The organism is Kitasatospora sp. NPDC058444, from assembly GCF_042721415.1.
In the GTDB taxonomy this organism is placed as follows: Bacteria; Actinomycetota; Actinomycetes; order Streptomycetales; family Streptomycetaceae; genus Kitasatospora.
Map to the genome: position 1 here is coordinate 1 of NZ_JBHXLL010000059.1, position 16,420 is coordinate 16,420.

Annotated in this window: 15 protein-coding genes and 1 pseudogene; 10 read left to right on the forward strand and 6 right to left on the reverse strand. The window is 73.3% G+C overall.

What is annotated here, in order from left to right:
* Positions 1-285: 285 nt before the first annotated feature.
* Positions 286-627: an ArsR/SmtB family transcription factor gene (locus tag ACFWP2_RS36135; protein ID WP_380459688.1), complete on the forward strand. Its 342-nt coding sequence runs from the start codon at positions 286-288 to the stop codon at positions 625-627.
* Positions 628-670: 43 nt separating this feature from the next.
* Complete coding sequence (locus ACFWP2_RS36140; RefSeq protein ID WP_359902629.1) at positions 671-802, forward strand: DUF6126 family protein; 132 nt, start codon at positions 671-673, stop codon at positions 800-802.
* A gap of 19 nt (positions 803-821) precedes the next feature.
* Here ACFWP2_RS36140 and ACFWP2_RS36145 read toward each other — a convergent pair whose 3' ends face one another.
* Positions 822-3,407: a cytochrome P450 gene (locus ACFWP2_RS36145; protein ID WP_380459691.1), complete on the reverse strand. Its 2,586-nt coding sequence runs from the start codon at positions 3,405-3,407 to the stop codon at positions 822-824.
* A 341-nt stretch (positions 3,408-3,748) separates the two neighbouring features.
* Here ACFWP2_RS36145 and ACFWP2_RS36150 point away from each other — a divergent pair, with 341 nt between their 5' ends.
* The 4 genes from ACFWP2_RS36150 to galE all read left to right on the forward strand — a co-directional run bounded on the left by ACFWP2_RS36150 (position 3,749) and on the right by galE (position 7,669).
* A complete protein-coding gene (locus tag ACFWP2_RS36150; protein WP_380459693.1) occupies positions 3,749-4,513 on the forward strand; it encodes a sigma 54 modulation/S30EA ribosomal C-terminal domain-containing protein in 765 nt (254 codons plus the stop codon).
* Positions 4,514-4,566: 53 nt separating this feature from the next.
* Positions 4,567-4,998 carry a hypothetical protein gene (locus ACFWP2_RS36155; protein WP_380459695.1) on the forward strand — a complete coding sequence of 144 codons (432 nt, stop codon included), beginning with the start codon at positions 4,567-4,569 and terminating at the stop codon, positions 4,996-4,998.
* 819 nt (positions 4,999-5,817) lie between these two features.
* Positions 5,818-6,468, forward strand: coding sequence for a hypothetical protein (locus ACFWP2_RS36160; RefSeq protein WP_380459697.1), 651 nt, complete (start codon positions 5,818-5,820; stop codon positions 6,466-6,468).
* Between the two features lie 184 nt (positions 6,469-6,652).
* Positions 6,653-7,669 (forward strand): UDP-glucose 4-epimerase GalE, encoded by a 1,017-nt coding sequence (gene galE / locus ACFWP2_RS36165; protein WP_380459699.1) that lies wholly within the window; start codon positions 6,653-6,655, stop codon positions 7,667-7,669.
* A gap of 148 nt (positions 7,670-7,817) precedes the next feature.
* Here the strand turns inward: galE and ACFWP2_RS36170 are convergent, their stop codons facing one another.
* Positions 7,818-8,513, reverse strand: a complete 696-nt coding sequence (locus tag ACFWP2_RS36170) for a transglycosylase SLT domain-containing protein (protein WP_380459701.1) — start codon at positions 8,511-8,513, stop codon at positions 7,818-7,820.
* A gap of 71 nt (positions 8,514-8,584) precedes the next feature.
* A complete protein-coding gene (locus tag ACFWP2_RS36175) occupies positions 8,585-8,791 on the reverse strand; it encodes an antitoxin (RefSeq protein WP_355258067.1) in 207 nt (68 codons plus the stop codon).
* Positions 8,792-9,059: 268 nt separating this feature from the next.
* On the opposite strand from ACFWP2_RS36175, the gene ACFWP2_RS36180 reads away from it, so the two are divergent.
* Together ACFWP2_RS36180 and ACFWP2_RS36185 are read left to right on the forward strand one after the other, a co-directional pair.
* Entirely contained in the window at positions 9,060-9,683 is a 624-nt protein-coding gene (locus ACFWP2_RS36180; RefSeq protein ID WP_380459703.1) for a DUF6542 domain-containing protein, read from the forward strand.
* A complete protein-coding gene (locus tag ACFWP2_RS36185) occupies positions 9,676-11,307 on the forward strand; it encodes an LCP family protein (protein ID WP_380459705.1) in 1,632 nt (543 codons plus the stop codon). Before ACFWP2_RS36180 ends, ACFWP2_RS36185 begins: the two co-directional genes overlap by 8 nt.
* 1,050 nt (positions 11,308-12,357) lie before the next feature.
* Here the strand turns inward: ACFWP2_RS36185 and ACFWP2_RS36190 are convergent.
* From ACFWP2_RS36190 to ACFWP2_RS36200, 3 genes are all read right to left on the reverse strand, one after another.
* A complete protein-coding gene (locus ACFWP2_RS36190; protein WP_380459707.1) occupies positions 12,358-12,747 on the reverse strand; it encodes a peptidoglycan-binding protein in 390 nt (129 codons plus the stop codon).
* Between the two features lie 388 nt (positions 12,748-13,135).
* Complete coding sequence (locus ACFWP2_RS36195) at positions 13,136-13,495, reverse strand: hypothetical protein (protein ID WP_380459709.1); 360 nt, start codon at positions 13,493-13,495, stop codon at positions 13,136-13,138.
* Positions 13,492-14,019: a hypothetical protein gene (locus ACFWP2_RS36200; RefSeq protein ID WP_380459711.1), complete on the reverse strand. Its 528-nt coding sequence runs from the start codon at positions 14,017-14,019 to the stop codon at positions 13,492-13,494. Before ACFWP2_RS36200 ends, ACFWP2_RS36195 begins: the two co-directional genes overlap by 4 nt.
* A 132-nt stretch (positions 14,020-14,151) precedes the next feature.
* Between ACFWP2_RS36200 and ACFWP2_RS36205 the strand changes: the two genes are divergently transcribed.
* Together ACFWP2_RS36205 and ACFWP2_RS36210 are read left to right on the forward strand one after the other, a co-directional pair.
* Positions 14,152-14,994, forward strand: coding sequence for a patatin-like phospholipase family protein (locus ACFWP2_RS36205; protein ID WP_380459713.1), 843 nt, complete (start codon positions 14,152-14,154; stop codon positions 14,992-14,994).
* Between the two features lie 95 nt (positions 14,995-15,089).
* A pseudogene (locus ACFWP2_RS36210) lies at positions 15,090-16,294 on the forward strand (NAD(P)/FAD-dependent oxidoreductase).
* The last annotated feature ends 126 nt before the right edge of the window (positions 16,295-16,420 follow it).

Sequence of the window (16,420 nt, forward strand, 5' to 3'; positions counted from 1 at the left end):
TTTTGTCGGCTCACGGCTCGTAACGGTTCCCGCCGAGTCGGGGTTTGGGCAGCGCCCGGGGCCGGTCTTACGCTTGCGGGGGGGCGGCGGGGCGCCTCGGGGGGACCGCCCCGGTGGCGCCCGGCCGGGCGACTGCCGCGGGCTTGTCGGAGCGCTGTCGCAGGTCGACGCGCGGTGACGACTTGAAGAAATCTTCATCTGTCGCGATGATGCCTACCGGCCGCGGCATCGATCCACCGCCCGGCCGGACGACCACCGAGCCGGAACCGAGGGAGAGCACGGACGATGCCGGTACCGCTGTACCAGGCCAAGGCGGAGTTCTTCCGCACCCTCGGCCACCCCGTGCGGATCCGGGTCCTGGAACTGCTCCAGGACGGCCCCCGGCCGGTGCGCGAGCTGCTGGCGGAGATCGAGGTCGAGCCGTCCAACCTCTCCCAGCAGCTCGCGGTGCTGCGCCGCACCCAGCTGGTCACGGCGACCCGTGAGGGCAACACCGTGGTGTACGCGCTCAGCACTCCGGACGTCGCCGAGCTGCTGCGCGCGGCCCGCCGGATCCTGACCGAGCTGATCACCGACCAGGGCGCGCTGCTCACCGAGCTGCGCGCCTCCGGTGGTCGGCCTCGCTGAGCCGCGCCCGGCCCGTCCGTCCGACCCGAGGAGAAGCACCACCATGAGCGACAGCACGAGCGACGAGAAGCGGCGCCGCAAGGCGATGCTGATCCGCGCGGGCATCTACATCTTCGCCACGCACCTGTTCGCCGGTTTCGTGCTGCTGCTGTTCGCGCTCGGCGGCCGGAAGTAGCGCGCCGGGAACAGGCGGTTCACCGGCGCCGCCCGCCGTCCGGCACCAGGTAGCGGTGGCTGGTGCTGGTCCAGGCCTGCACGCCGGCGACCAGCTCCCGGGTGCCGTCCAGGTACCAGCGCCCGGCCGGGTGGCGGCGCAGCAGGTCGCGGCGCAGTTCCTCGCTCTCCTGCTGCAGCCGCTCCACCCGGCTGCGCACCGCGTGGACCGCCCGGCCACGGGTGCAGCCGTGGGCCCGCTCGAGGGTGAGCACCGTGTTGAACGCGGGCCCGGCCTGCCGCTCCTCGCGCTTCAGCGAGTAGAGGTCGTTGATCAGTGTGGCGGCGTCGGCGGTGTTGGCGCGCAGCCGGTGCAGCGCGGGCTCCGCGTGCAGCGCGGCCGGGGCGTCGGCGCCGTGGACCCGTTCCAGTATGTTCATGAACGGGTAGAGGCAACTGCCGTGCCGGCGCAGCTTCATGGTGTCCGTCAGGTCTCGGTCGAGGGCGGGCACGGTGCCGCGGGCGCGGTGGTCCGCCTCGGCGGGGAAGGTGGCCAGGCAGGACCGCCACTCCCGGGCCGCCCGGGTGCGCCACTCGGAGGACATGGAGGCGGTCTGCCGTGCCCACAACTCCCGCCAGGCGAGCAGCAGGTGGCTCTCGGACGGGCTCCCGCCGCGGGCTCCTTCGAGCACCGCGATCAGCGGGTCGACCACGGCGCGGGCCTCGGCGGGGTGGCGGCCGGGCGAGCCGTCGAAGCGGTCGTCCAGGATGGTGAACCAGCCCAGCACGTCCACCAGGAGGTCGAGTTCGGCGCCCCGGACGCGGGGGTAGGCGTGGCCGATCAGCTCCTGCAGTGCGTAGGCCCGGTAGCGGGGCAGCTCCGCCGGAGTGAGCAGCCCGCGGCGGACCGCCCAGTCGGCGTGCCGGTCGGCGGCGCGGCGCAGGTCGCGGGGCGGCCGGGGGCCCGCCGGAGCGGCTGAGGCCGGAGCCGGTGAGGTCGGAGCCGGTGAGGTCGGAGCCGGTGAGGTCGGAACCGCCGGAGCGGACCGGCCCGTGGCCGCCGCGGCTGCCGCCGGGGTGATCGCGCCGGTGGCGCCCGTGAACGGACACCGGACCGGCGGTGTCTCACTGTGCGAGGAGGGCACTGTGGCCCCCGGTGAGGACGCGGCGTCACCCTCGCGGGAGGCCGACGCCGTGCGTCCGCGCGGGGAGCGCGCGCCGCGCGGTGCGAGCCGCACCCGAAGGCCGTGCGCCTGGACCGTCGTCCACACCACCTCGCGGGCCCGGGAGCCCGGCACGGCCATCGGCCGCCAGCGGCGCAGGATCGTCGCGGCCGCGACGGTCAGCTCCGCCCAGGCGAAGGCCTCGCCGATGCACTTGTGCTTGCCCGCCCCGAACGGCAGGAAGGACGGCCGCCCGGAGCCGCTGCCGATCTGCCAGCGCTCGGGGCGGAAGTCCAGCGGCTCCGGGTAGCGCTCCGGGTCGCGGTGCAGCGCGGTGAGGCTGTACAGCAGCTCCGTGCCGGCCGGCACGCGGTACGGGCCGAGCTCGACCGGCACCTGGGCGGTGCGCATCAGGAAGGCGTTCGGCGCGTGCAGCCGCACCACCTCCTGGGTGACGCTGCGGGTGTAGGTGAGCCGGGCCAGTGCCTCCGGGGTGGGGACGGCGCCCGCGGGCAGGTGCTCGTCCAGCTCGGCGAGGATCCGGGCCTCCACCTCGGGGTGGCGCAGCAGCTCGTCCAGCAGCCAGGTGAGCGTGGTGGAGACCGTCTCGGTGCCCGCGCCGAACATGGTGATCGCCTCGGACCGCACGTCGGCTTCGGTGAGCGGGCACCCGGTGGCCGGGTCGGTCGCGGAGCGCAGCAGGGCGGGCAGGGTGCGCCGGCCCGCTCCGGGGCCCGCGGTCGCGGACCGACCGTTGACGGCCTGGTCAACCACCCGGTTGAGCACCCGCACGGCGCCGTCGAAGCGCCGGTTGACGGGCAGCGGCAGCCGGGCGAGCGCGGGGTTCGGGTAGAGGGACTGGACGATCTGGCCCTTCACCAGGTCCGGCAGCGCCCGGTGGAAGGCGACGGTGGCGTCCTCGCTGAGCCGGGCGTCGAACAGCGAGCGGGTCACGATCTCCAGGGCCAGGTGGTTCATCTCCTTGGCCACGTCGAGGACCTGCCCGGGGCGCCAGCGGCCGGCCCGTTCCTCGGTGACCTGCTGCATCACGGCCAGGTACTCGCCCATCCGGTCCGGCCCGAAGGCCGGCTGGATGATCCGGCGGCGGTCGCGGTGGGCCTGGCCCTCGGACATCAGCAGGCCGTCGCCGAAGGCCGTCCTGAGGGTGTCCTGGACGGCCCCGCGCGGGCAGTCGTGGGCCAGCGCGACGAGCAGGGTGTGGACCAGCCGGGCGTCGGTGACCACGCAGACGGTGCGCGGGCCGAGGCGGATGCGGACCACCCCGCCGTGGCGGGAGAGCGAACCGAGGAAGCCGAGCGGGTCGCGCAGCAGGGCGCCGGCGTGCCCGAGGCCGGGCAGGGCGCCGGGGGCCAGCGGCGGGACGGCGGCGCGGGCCAGCGGGGACGGGCCGGGAGCGGTTCTCGCGGGGACGATCAGCTTCCGCGTCTCGGTCAGCAGGGACATGACACTACCTCTCACCAGAGTGGCCGGTGCGGGCGATGCCGGGTGGCAGCGGCGGGCCGGCCGGCAGGCGGGGTACCGCCCAGCGCGGGCCCCGCGCGCGCCCCCGGCGGGAGGGCGCACGTTGAGCAAACGCGCCGGTTTCCCGAGCGTTGCGCCGAATGTGCGGGGATCACTCCAACGGCCGAGTGGATCGACCCTTTCGTGCGTGCTCGAAACTCGGTGTTGACCTGCGCGGATGCGTCCGTTCGGGTGGTCGGCGGCTTGCCCACGAGGCAGGGTCTTTGGACCCTCGCCGCACGGGCGTGCGAGGGCCAGCATGGATGCGAAGAAGGAGGAACCTGATGACCCGTCTGCGCCACCGGCCGGCCCTCGACGTCCGGGTGGAGATCCGCGGCGAGCTGCCCCGCGAGGACGCCGAGTACGCCCGGGCCCGCGCGCTGGACACCGCCACGGCGCTCGGCCCCGACGTCCGTGCGCTGCGACTGCGGCTGACCCGCTCGCGCGACCGCTCGGTGACCCGGCCCGCGCTGGCCCAGGCGGACGTCGAGCTGGCGGCCGTCGGGCCGGTCCGGGTGCAACTGGCCACCGGCACCGCACGGGAGTCCGTCGACCTGGTGCTCGGCACGCTGGCCGGCCGGGCCGTCCGACTGCGCGAGCAGGGCGACATCGGCTTCGCCGCCGCCTACGAGAGCGCCTACCGCCCGCAGTTCGCCGACCGTCCGCTCGCCCAGCGGCGGATCGCCCGGCACAAGGCGGTCGTGCTCGCCCGCCGCACCCCCGACCAGGCCGTGCTCGAACTGCTCGCCCTCGACCGGCGGTTCCACCTCTTCGCGGACGCCGCGACCGGGCGCGACGGCCTGGTCCACCGCTGTTCGCCGGGCGGCACGGTGGAGCTGTGCGCCGCGGGCACCGGTGCGATGCCCCCGCTCGACCTCGCCGAGGCGGCCCGCCGACTCTGGCTCACCGGCGGGCCGTTCGTCGGCTGGACCGACCCCGGCGACCACCGGGCGCGAGTGCTCTACCGCCGCTTCGACGGCCACTACGGCCTGATAGCGCCGGTATCAGACGGCCGGATCGGGGCAGGAACCCTCTCGGCACAGGACTGACACCACGACCCGACGACCACACCACGAACTCTCCACGACAAGGGGCCGGGACCATGGACTGCGACGAGGTCATGCTGACCGTCCGGATCACCGCCGTCGAGCGCGCGCTACTGCGCGACCTCGCGCGCGGGCACGGCGGCGACGTCTCCGAGGTGGCGGTGGACGGACTGCTGGAGATCATCCCCACGCTGCACGACGACGCCTGCGTCCTGCCGCTGCTGCGCGTTCTGGCCAGACCGGCGCCCTTCGCGCTCACCCTGTGGCTGCCCGCGCCGGTCGCGGACCTGCTGCCGCTGCTCGGCGAGCGGCTGGTGCGGACCGGCGGCCCCGCGGCCGGCCCGGCCAGCGCCGCGCTCTCCGCGGCCCTGCGCCTCTGGCTCGCCGGGGACCGGGGCGCCCTGGCGGCCGGGCTGGCCCGGTTGCACGGGGGCTACGGTGCCGGTGTGGTGACCTACGGGGCGGAACCGGTGAAGGTCGCCGCCTGATCAAGCAGTTGGACTGACGAGTCGTCATGTTTCCGTTGTGCATGACGACTTGGGGAGGTAGTGGGCGGCGGCCCGGCCACCGTCCGGTCGGCGTGGACGGCCGGACCGTCGGACCGCAGGACCGCCGGGCCGCCCTGGGAATTCCGCAAGAGGTTTCTGTTATTCCCGGGCGCCCCTCCCGCTCTCCGAGGCGTCGGAAGATCCGAGCCCCCCTCCAGTGCGGGGGCGTGCGGGTCGTCGCGCGAGGAGGGGGACGCGATGGGGCGCCCGAGCGGCGGACTTCGCCGGCGCAGGCGCCGCAGTGCCGCGCTCATGAACTGGCCATCAGTCAGATCGCGCCGAATTCAGCCGTCTTGAGACGGAGAGCCGTGCCCGCCCGGCGGTTCCGGGCCGGCCCGCCGAGTGGCGGTCGTGCCCCGACGAGGCCGCCCGGAAGCGGCAACTCGCCTACGCCGACGGCGGGTTCACCCGCACCGCGGACGCCGGTGCGCCGGTGCCCGGAACCGGCACGCGGCGGGAGCAGCGGTGGCCGGAGGCCGGATCCGCGAAAGCCGAGCGTCGGCCCTTACCAGAACTGGTCGCTGGTGAAGACCTCGTGAGTCGTTCGGGGTAAGGCTGTTCCTGTGAGCCCGTAAAACCGGTCGGCCCGTACGCCGGCCGACCCTTCGACCCGAACCGCCGACGCCCGCGAGCCCCGAGGCCCGCGGGCCGGCAGGTCCGCCGCGCCGGGAACGGCCGCCGCCCACCCAGCGGCAGCCGTCCCCGGCGCCGGCCGTTCCCAGCACCCCTGCCCCCACACCGCCCCGAGGACCCTCCCGTATGCGAACCCACCCCCACCTCACCGCCCTCGCCCTCACCGCCGCGGCCCTGCTGTCCACGGCCGTACCCGCCGCCGCCCACGGCGACAGCGTCCACCTGGACGTCACCGGCCAGCAGAACGGCCGGGTCAGCACCGTCGCCACCTGGGAGAACGACCACGACCCGGTGACCGGGGAGTTCGCCGGCACACTCGTCGCGACGGCCTCCGACGGTCGTACCGTCGGCCCCTGGCGCCTGGTCACCGTCCCCGGCCGTCCGGGGACGTACACCACGCGGGAGGCCCTCCCGGTCGGGCACTGGCGGGTGACGGTGGACTGCGCGTTCCCGGCCCTCGGGCACGGCGAGAGCGAACTCGACGTCGACACGGTCGCGATCGCCGACCCGGTGCCCACGGACACGGCGGGCCCGGCGCTGTCCGAGGCCTCGCCGCGGTCCGCCGAGGTGACCCCGGCCCCGCTCCGGGAGACCACAGCCGGGACGGGGACGACAGCCGGGACGGGGGCCACCGCCGCTGCCGCCGCCCGGGAGGCCTCGTCCCGGCCCGCCCACGCGACCACCTCCGACGCCACCACCTGGGCGGCCATCGGCACCGCGTGCGTGGCCGTCGTCCTGGTCGCCACCGGACTCTGGCTGCGCCGCCACCGAGGCTGAGCCGTAGCCGTAGCCGTAGCCGTAGCCGTCACCGAGGCCGAGCCGTCGCCGAGGCCGCGCCGCCCGGAACCCGCTGCCCCCGGAGCGGGGCCGCCCGCGCCGCGGAACCGGCCGGGTGCGAACCGACGTCCCTGCGGTCACCGGGCGCCACCGGCGCCCGACGATCGCAAGGGAGCGTCCGCGCATGAAGAAGGTCCTGATCACCGGCGGCGCGGGTTTCATCGGCAGCACCGTCGCCTCCGCCCTGCTCGACCGGGGGATCACCCCGGTCGTGCTGGACGACCTCTCCCGGGGGCGGACCGAGTTCGTCGCGGACCGGGTCTTCTACCGGGGCGACATCGCCGATGCCGCCCTACTCGACCGGATCTTCGCCGAGCACCCCGACATCGACGCCACCGTGCACTGCGCCGCGAAGATCGTCGTACCGGAGTCGGTGGCCAAACCGCTGTACTACTACCGGGAGAACGTCGCCAAGACCGTCGAACTCCTGGACGCCCTCCAGCGCCACGGCTGCACCCGGGTCGTCTTCAGCAGTTCCGCCTCGATCTACGCCCCCACCCCCGACGCCCGGGTGGACGAGAGCAGCGCGGTCGACGCCGGCAGCCCGTACGCGCGCACCAAGCAGATGATGGAGCAGGTCCTCCAGGACTGGACCCGCGGGGAGGGCGCCGAGCGGCAGCGCGTCATCGCCCTGCGCTACTTCAACCCGATCGGCGCCGACCCGCAGCTGCGCACCGGCCTCCAGGACCTCCGGCCCACCCACGCCCTCGGCAAGCTGATCGAGGCGCACACCACCGGCACTCCGTTCACCGTCACCGGCACCGACTGGGCGACCCGCGACGGCTCCGGCATCCGCGACTACGTCCACGTCCAGGACCTCGCCGAGGCGCACGTGGCGGCACTGCTGCGGTTCGACGAGGTGATCGCCCCGGGCGTGGCGGACCGCTACCGGGTGATCAACGTCGGCACCGGGGACGGGACCACGGTGCGGGAGCTGATCGCCGCCTTCGAACAGGCCGTCGGCACCAGCCTGGAGGTGCGGGAGGCGGGTCCGCGGCCCGGGGACGTGATCGGCTGCTACGCCGTCGTGGACACCGCACGGGACCTGCTCGGCTGGCAGCCGCGGCGCGGCCTCGCCGAGGGGGTCGCCGACGCGCTGGCCTGGCGGAGGGTCTGGTCCGCCCGGATCGGCGTCAGCTGACCGCGGGACGTCTCCGACCGGCCGCGGGACGTCCCCGACCAGCCGTGGGACGTCTCCGACCGGCCGCGGGACGTCCCCGACCAGCCGTGGGACGTCTCCGACCGGCCGCGGGCCGCCCGGATCGGCCCGGGCTGACCACCGGACATCGTCATGTGACGGCCTCGCCGGACTTCGACCAGTTGTCGCGCAGCCGGTCGAGGTAGGACTGCGCCTGGGAGCCGATCTTGACGCCCCGGGCGAAGGCCAGCATGTTGCCCGCGCCCGCGTTGTAGCCGAGGGCGACCAGTTCGTCCCGGGTGAGCGGGACGCCCGGGCGTGCGGGCAGTTGCGCGGCGAGGTCGTGCAGGTGCCAGGCGGCCGCCTGGACGGCCAGGTTCCGGTCGTCCGGGAGCTCCTCCCACTGCCGGGAGGCGAACGGGCGGCCGGGCTTGGTGTCGTCGAAGGCGGCCCGGTGCATGTTGGCGATGCCGAACGAGGCGTCCGGCTTGCCGCGCTGCCAGGCCCGTTCGAGTTCGGGGTCGTGCGGCTTGTACGACTCGTTGTAGAGGATCGCCATCAGCAGCTGCGGATTGACCCCGGCCTCGGCGGCGTACTGGCGCACCGGAGCCGCGTAGTCGGCCGGGTCGTAGCGGCCCGAGGGCTTCGAGGGCTTCGACGGTGCCGCGGACGAGCCGGCCGACGGCGCGGCGCCCGTGGAGGGGCCGGAGGCGGCGGCGGTCGGGGACGGGTCGGCGGAGGCCGCGCCGTCGTGGCCGGTACCGCGGACGAGACCGAGTCCGGCCACGACCACGACGCCGATCACCAGCCAGCGCCCCCGGCCGGACCCCTTCTTCTCCTCGCTCACCGCTGCCGCCCCTCCCCGTTCGCTCGTGCGCCCGTTCGAGCGCCGTGCGGCTGCTCGCTCCCTGCGGCAGGTTACTCGGCGGGCTTCCGGTCGCCGTCGAGGTTGCGCAGGAAGTCCTTCGCCTTCTCGACTCCGGTGTCGATCTGCCCGCTGTACTTGCCGTCCGTGCGGCCGTCGATCGCGTCGCCGACCTTGTCCAGGCCCTGCCCGATCACGTCGCCGTGCTCGCGGGCGAGGTCGGTGGCCTTGTCCGCGAGGTTCTTCAGACTCTCAAACATGGTGACGCTCTGCTCCTCTGATGCGTTCCTGATGGTGTGCCGACGTGGCGGGGATCGTGACCATCCTAACGATGGCCCACCAGGTGGTTCGTCGCCGCCGGGTGACGGCGGATGACTTTGCCGAAACGGGTTCGTATGCTCCAGACCGTCTTCTACGGAAATGTCGAGGTTGGGATCCCCACCAGGACGTCACCGGGACCGAAGGCGTCCCGGCACGCGCGGCGGCGCGATCGCTCCGCCGCGGCCGCAACGATCGAGGGAAGTGCGCATGGCCGGTCAGCGGGCGAGAACGCCGTACCAGGACGCGGGACCGCGCACCGAGGACCGAGCCCTGCCCGCCCAGCGCTCCTGGGCGGCCGGTGCCGGAGCCGCAGGCGCCGCCGGGGGTCTCGCGGGCCCAGGGGCGCCCCGGCCGGCCCGCGGGCCGCGTCCGGGGGCCGCCCGCCGTCGCCAGCAGGCGCGTCGTCGCGGCGGGAGGGCGACCGCGCTCTCGGCGGTCGGGCTGCCACTGCTCGGGGCGGTCGCGGACGCGCTCGACGGGCCGGGCGTCGGCCCCCTCTTCGTGATGGGCTCGGTGCTCGGGACGGCGGCCGCGGCACTGCTGTGCAGCCGGGCGGGTCGGTGGTGGGTGGTGACGGCAGCGCCGGTCGTGGTGCTGCTCACCGCCTCGGGCGTCGAGTACCTGGCGCACCCCGGGAAGTACCGGGGGGAGAACCTCGGCACCGGCGCGCTGCGCTGGGTGGTCGGGGCCTTCCCGGTGATGGCCGCGGCGGTGGCGGTGGCGCTCGCCGTGGTCGCGGTCCGCGCCGGTTCGGCTCGCCGCCGGCCGGCGCCGGAGCGCCGACGAACCGGCCGGACGGCCGCCCCGGCGGGAAGGGGCCGGCGTGGCTGAGCACGGCAGCAGTCGTACCGGCGGCAGTCGTACCGGCGGCCGCGACCGGCGCGGGCGCGCCCTGCGCCGCGGCGCCGCCCCGCTGACCGTCGCCGGGCGCACCCTGGCCTGTACCGTCTCGGTCGCCGTGCTCGGCGCCAGCGGCTTCACCTGGTACGAGTACCGCAGCCTGGACGACGGCATGGTCAAGTCCACCGCGCTGAGCGAGGCCAAGAAGAACGCCCCGCCGCACCTCGACAAGTCCGTCAACCTGCTGTTGATCGGCCTGGACAGCCGCAAGGACATGGATGGCAACGACCTGCCCAGGCAGTTCGTGGAGGACGAACTGCACGCCGGCTCCAGCGGGATCGGCGGGTACAACACCAACGCGCTGATCGTGCTGCACATCCCGGCCAACGGCGGCAAGGTCACCGCGCTCTCCGTCCCGCGTGACGACTACGTGCAGACCGTCGGCGCGGACGGGAGGATGCACAAGATCAAGGAGGCGTACGGCATCGCCAAGGAGGCCGCCGAGCAGAAGCTGGCGGGCAAGGGGCTCTCCAAGGCGCTGCTGGAACGGCAGAGCCGCGAGGCCGGCCGCTCGGCCACCATCCAGACCGTGCAGAGCTTCCTGAACGTCCCGATCGACCACTTCGCGGAGGTGAACCTGATCGGCTTCTACGACATCGCCAAGGCGGTCGAGCCGGTCCAGGTCTGCCTCAACCACCCGGTGGACGATCCGATCATCGCCCGGACCGCCACCCACGAGGGCGGCGGCACCGGCCTCAAGCTCCCGGCCGGGATCAGCTCCCTCAACGCCGCGCAGGCGCTCTCCTTCGTCCGCCAGCGCCACCACCTCACCAACGGGGACCTCGACCGCACCCACCGGCAGCAGGCGTTCCTGTCCTCCGTCGAGTACAAGCTCAAGCAGCAGGGCATCCTCAACGACTTCGGGCAGATGCAGAAGCTGTTCGCGGTGGTGAAGAAGGACGTGGTCATCGACAACGAGTGGAACATCCTCGACTTCGCCCAGCAGGCGCCCAACCTGACCGGCGGCAACGTGGAGTTCAACACGCTGCCGATCAGCGGCTTCAAGACGGTCGGCGGGCAGGAGGTCAACACCGTCAACCCGGAGCTGATCAGGAAGATCGTCCGGCAGCTCTTCAACCACGAACCGGCGCCGCCCCCTCCGGCCGCCACGCCGTCCGGGGACGCGCCGGGCGAAGCGGCCCCGCCGGCCACCGCCACCCCGAGCGTGCCGCCCAAGGCGGTGGTCGACGTCAACGCGGCTGCGGGGGCGGGCACGGCGGCCGAGGAGTCCAGGGCGCTGGCCGAACTCGGCTACCAGGCGGGCAGGATCGGCGACGCCCCGGCCAGGACCCGGGCCACGAGCGTCGCGTACGGGTCCGGGGCGAAGGCCGACGCACAACACCTCGCCGCCCGCTACGGGGTGAACGCCCTCTACTCCTCGGCCGTCCCCGCGGGCCGCGTCCTGGTCACCCTCGCCGCCACCCGCAGCCCGAGCCCGAGCCCGACGGCCCTGCCATCGGGCACCGCGGCCACCGACCCCTCCGCCGACCCGGCGGCAGGGCTGCCGATGCAGGGGCCGCCGGTGAAGGCGGGCGGCATCCCGTGCGTGGACTGAGCCCCGACGCGTACCTTCCCTCGTGCGGGCCGGTCCACCCATCGGCCGCTCCTTCAGCAGGAGGTCGTACGCCGCCTGCCGCCCGGCCGGGTCGGTCACCCGCTTCTGCACCGGGCATGCCGCGCCCGGGCCACGACTGCCGCGCTGAGAGGAGCCCATGTCCTCCTGGAAGCCGGGGCGTTGGAGCACGAGGCTGTCGTCACCCGGGCACGGGCGCCCTTCGGAGCGGTTGAGGATCGCAAATTTGCGACTTCTGCGACAACCCCAACGCGCGCGGGCGGTGGCGTCGCCGTTCGAACTGGGGGCCTTTTGGAACCAGCTCGGGCCTGGGCCTGACCCTCCACCTGCGAGACTCTACCCGGCGAAGGACCGGCGGGCGTGACCCTTCTGGTGAGCGGATGGCGTACGGCCGAGACGGTCGCTGACTGACCCCGCGACCGGACGAGCCGCCGTCCCGGCCCGCCAAGGCCGGGACGGCCATGGCCCGGAGGAGATGAGCGACCACCACTCGTTGATGGCTGTGTCGGACACGAAACCCGCTGACGATGGCCTCATCTACACGGCTACCGTTTGACGCGTTCGCGAACCGCGAGGATGACGAGGGCCAGGAGCAGCGGCTCGATGACCCGGGAGGCCAGCTCGATCCCCGTACCGATCGGGGTGAGGTTTTGCCCAGAGGTTCGGAAGACTACGAAGTCCGGACGGCAGCACCAGCACGATCACCTCGACCGACCAGCACCCGTACTGGGCGGCCAACCGGGGCACCTGGCAGAACGCCGCCGGCCTCGTGCCCGGCGACACCCTGCGCACGGCCACCGGCCAGACCGCGCAGATCGCTGCCGTACGGCACTGGAACACCCTCCAGCCCTGCCGCTCAGCCTCGTCCAACCGCGCCGACTCCGCCGCCAGCTTCTCGGCGAGCCCCTCCACGGACCACCCCCACATCACCGCCCCACGCCGGCAACGCGGCCAGATGCGCCCGCCCGACGCTCGGACTACACGGCCACCAGCGCACGCTGCGCCTCGATCACCCTCCATGCCCGCCCAGAGTCAGCTGGGGAAGGCGCGCAGGTGCGACCAGGTGGTCGGGCCGACGATGCCGTCGGCAGAGATCCCCTCGGAACTCTGGTAGCGCTTCACGGCGGATTCGGTGCCGGACCCGAACTGGCCGTCTATGCCAGAGGAGCCCACGGAGAAGCCCCAGAAGATCAACAGTGCCTGGAGCTCCTTGACCTTCGCCCCCGAGTCACCGCGGCTCGCGTAGGCGTTGCTGGTGTCGTAGCCGCAGTAGTACCCGAAGAAGGAAGCGCGCCAGCATGTCGCCGCAGCCGTCGCCTGGGCGGCCGTGGGTTCGAGCACCGCGGCCGTGGAGACGCCGACCGCAGGAACCGAGAGCGCGCCGACCAGACCGAGCGTCACGGCCGTCTTCCGCCACTTCATGTGGGCTCTATTCGAACGGGGGTCGATGCCCACGAACTCTGGAGACGGCCCGCGAGGCGTGTCAGCAGGATGGGGCGAAATGGCGGGATGCAGTGGAGGGATGCCCGGCGAGAGCCTCTTGCGCACCGCACGCCCGGCAGCGATGCGCGCTACCCCGGCCTGCACTCCCACCAGTACGAGGCCTTCCCCGGGCGCACCGCCGAGAAGATCTGGGACTCCTACGTGAGAACAACAACCCGTCCGCCTGGCGGATCTACTGGATGTACGGGCCGGAGGAGAAGAACGGCCAGGACGAGCCGGTCTCGGTTGTCACGGTGCTGGTGATCGGCCCGCACCTGTAGGGCGACGGCATCCGGCGGGCCTGGCCTCGGTCACGAGGCCGGGCTGGTCAGGCCGCAGAGGCCTGTGAGGTGTCGTCGGGCCGTCCGGTTTGCGTGAGCTTCATCTCGACGGTGGCCTGGTCCCCCTCCGCGCGAACCGCGTCGGCTGACCCCTGCAGGCGCGGGGGGATGCCCATCTCGTCCACCGCGACTATGAGGCCGGGCGGCTGACCCCCGCGCAGGCGGGGACGGGTCCAGCCAAGGGTCTGCTTGAGGAAGCGGAAGGTGCGCTCCAGGTCGAAGCGCCGCAGGAAAGCGTGCCAGGCCGTGTCGGTGTCCTCACCGCTGGGCGTGGGGTCGGAGAACCACAGCCAGACCGGCTTCGGGATGCCGCCGGAGGGCAGGTGGTCGACGTCGATCCGGTTCAAGGTCCCTTCGATGGCGGGGAGTTGGCCCTGATGGGCGCTCCAGGCGGAGCGTCGCCAGATCTGCGGGTGGAGGTGGTGCCAGGCGCGGACGCGGGCGGTGCCGTAACGGTGGGTGGTGCGCTCGGTGCCGCTGTCGGGACCCGGATCGGCAACAGTGGCCGCCGCCGCGGCAGTGCCGGTACCTCACAGCGCAGCAGATAGGTGAACTCCTGCCGCCGCATCCCGCTGGACAGAGCGAACCCACCCACGGCCGCGTTACGCGCGGTCGTCCGGCCCCGGTAGTCGAGATCCTCGCTGCCATCCGGGCAAAGGCCCGCCAGCCCCTTCACGAACAGGTCCTCGAAGTCCTCCTCGAAGTACTTGATCGTCACGTGGGGCTTCGGCATCCGGCGTCTGGCCGTGTTCACCGGCCGCAACCGGAACTGGTCGCCGTACGCCGTGACGGCCTGCTTGTAGGTAAACGGCACAGCGCTCGCCAACTCCTCGTCCACCGCCCAGCTGTACAGCGCGGACAAGATGCTCACGTGCTGGTTCCAGGTCGAGACCGTACCGAACCGCTGCGAAGAAAGCGGGGATCACTCCCCACTTCTCGTGCTACTGTGCCCCTGTCGAGAAAACGGGGACTACTCCCCGTTTTGAACTGAGAGGTGGGGATCATGACCAACACGGCGTTGGTACTCGGTGGCGGGGGAGCGGTCGGTCTCGCATGGACGGTCGGGATGCTGGCCGGGCTTGCCGAGGAGGGCCTCGACCTCTCCGGCGCCGACCTGACGATCGGAACCTCCGCCGGCTCCGTGATCGGTGCACGGCTGACCTCCGGCGTCCGCATCGAGGAGATGTACCGCGAAGAACTCGACGGAGCCCCGGAGATTGACGTCACCGTCACGCTGCGCCAGACGGTCCGCTTCCTCTGGGCCGCACTCGGGTCGCGCGATCCGCAGCGATCCGCTCAGCGTCTCGGGCGGGCTGCGCTGGCCTCCCGTACCGTCCCCGAGTCAGACGTCCACAGGGCGGTCGCCGTGCTCCTGGCCGGTGTATCCGACTGGCCCGCCGCGGCGGACCTGAGGGTGACCGCAGTTGACGCCGCCGACGGAGAACTGGTCGTCTTCGATTCGGCCTCACTCGTCACCCTCCCCGAGGCGGTGGCGGCGAGTTGTGCCGTACCCGTGGTCTGGCCGCCCGTGTCGGCGGCCGGACGCCGGTGGATGGACGGAGGCAGTCGTTCGACGGCCAACGTGCATCTCGCCCGCGGCGCTGACCGCGTCGTCGCCATCACTCCGATCCCCGAAGCCGTCGGCCCGCACCCGAGCGCCACCGAGCAGGGGGCGGAACTCACCGCGGACGGGTCGCTGGTGGCGGTCCTCACCCCAGACCGTGCGTCACGCAAGGCCTTCGGGCGCAACATGCTCGACCAGACCCGCCGGACAGCAGCCGCCCGGGCCGGCCGTATCCAGGCAGCCTCATGTGCGGACGCCGTCCGCGCGGTATGGGCTGCTTGACGTACTGAACGGTGTCCGCCTCCGACGGGCGGGCCACCTCCATGACAGTCACCAACGCGGCCCCTTTCGCCGCAACCCCGAAGCGAAGTGTGATCATGAACAGCAGCACGAACGTCGTAGTGATCGGTGGCGGCTACGTGGGCGTCATGGCGGCCAACCGCCTCACCCGGCGCGGCAATGTGAACACCACCCTGGTCAACCCGCGGCCCTCGTTCGTCCACCGGTTCCGGCTGCACCAGCTGGTCGGCGGGACGGGCACCGCGGTCGTCGCGTACGAGACGTGCCGGCCGACCGGGTACGGCTGGTCGTGGACACCGTCATCCGGATCGACGTGGCCGACCGTACTCTCGCCCTCGCGGACGGAGGCACGCTGGGTTACGACTACCTCGTCTACGCGGTCGGTAGCGGCAGCGCCGCCCCGGAGGTCCCCGGAGCCGCGGAGTTCGCCCACCCGCTCGCCACCCTCGAGGAAGACGCCCGGCTGCGGCCGGTCCTGGAGGCCGCGCCGGCGTCGGCCGCGGTGACGGTGGTCGGAGGTGGCGCCAGCGGCATCGAGACCGCCGCCGAACTTGCGGGGGAGGGCCGTGCCGTCACCCTGATCTGCGGCGGGGCGCTCGGCCCGTACCTGCACCCCCGCGGCCGACGCTCGGTCGCCCGGCGGCTCGCGAAGCTCGGGGTGACCGTGCTCGAAGGCTCCGGAACGCAGGTGACGGCCCGCGACCCGCGACGCCGTGTCGCTCGCCGATGGCCGTGAGGTGCCGAGCGGGTTGACCGTCCGGGACGCCGGCTTCGCCGTCCCGGACCTGGCCGTGCGCAGCGGGCTGAGCACCGATGCCGAAGGCCGTCTGCTCACCGACGAGACACTGATCAGCGTGGACGACGGCCGGATCGTCGCGGCCGGCGACTCGGCGGCCCCGTCGGGCCTGCCGCTGCGGATGAGCTGCCAGGCCGCGATGCCGACGGGACCCGGGCGGCCGACACCGTGCTCAGCCTGATCGGGGGCGAACGGCCCGCCGTGCTCAACCAGGCCTTCGGCGCCCAGTGCCTCAGCCTGGGCCGGGGCGACGGCATCTTCCAGTTCGCCGACCGGTATGACACCGCGGTCTGGTTCAAGGCCGACGGCCGCCTCGGAGCGAAGCTCAAAGAGGCCGTCTGCGCGGGCGTCGTCAAGCACCTCGCCGAAGAGGCCCACAAGCCGGGAGGCTACAAGTTCCACCTCCTGGAGCGCGGCGGCACGCGCCAGCGACTCATACGTGCCCAAGGCGCCGGTACACAGGCCACCCTGCCGAAGCCCGCCTGACCGGTCGGAACCGCCGGGGGTGCCCGGCAACGCCGCCGCCACCCACCGGGCCTACCGGCCCACCGGACCCACCGGCCCGCCCTGCCCCCTAACCGGGCATCACTCCCTGTCCAGCCGAAAAGCAAA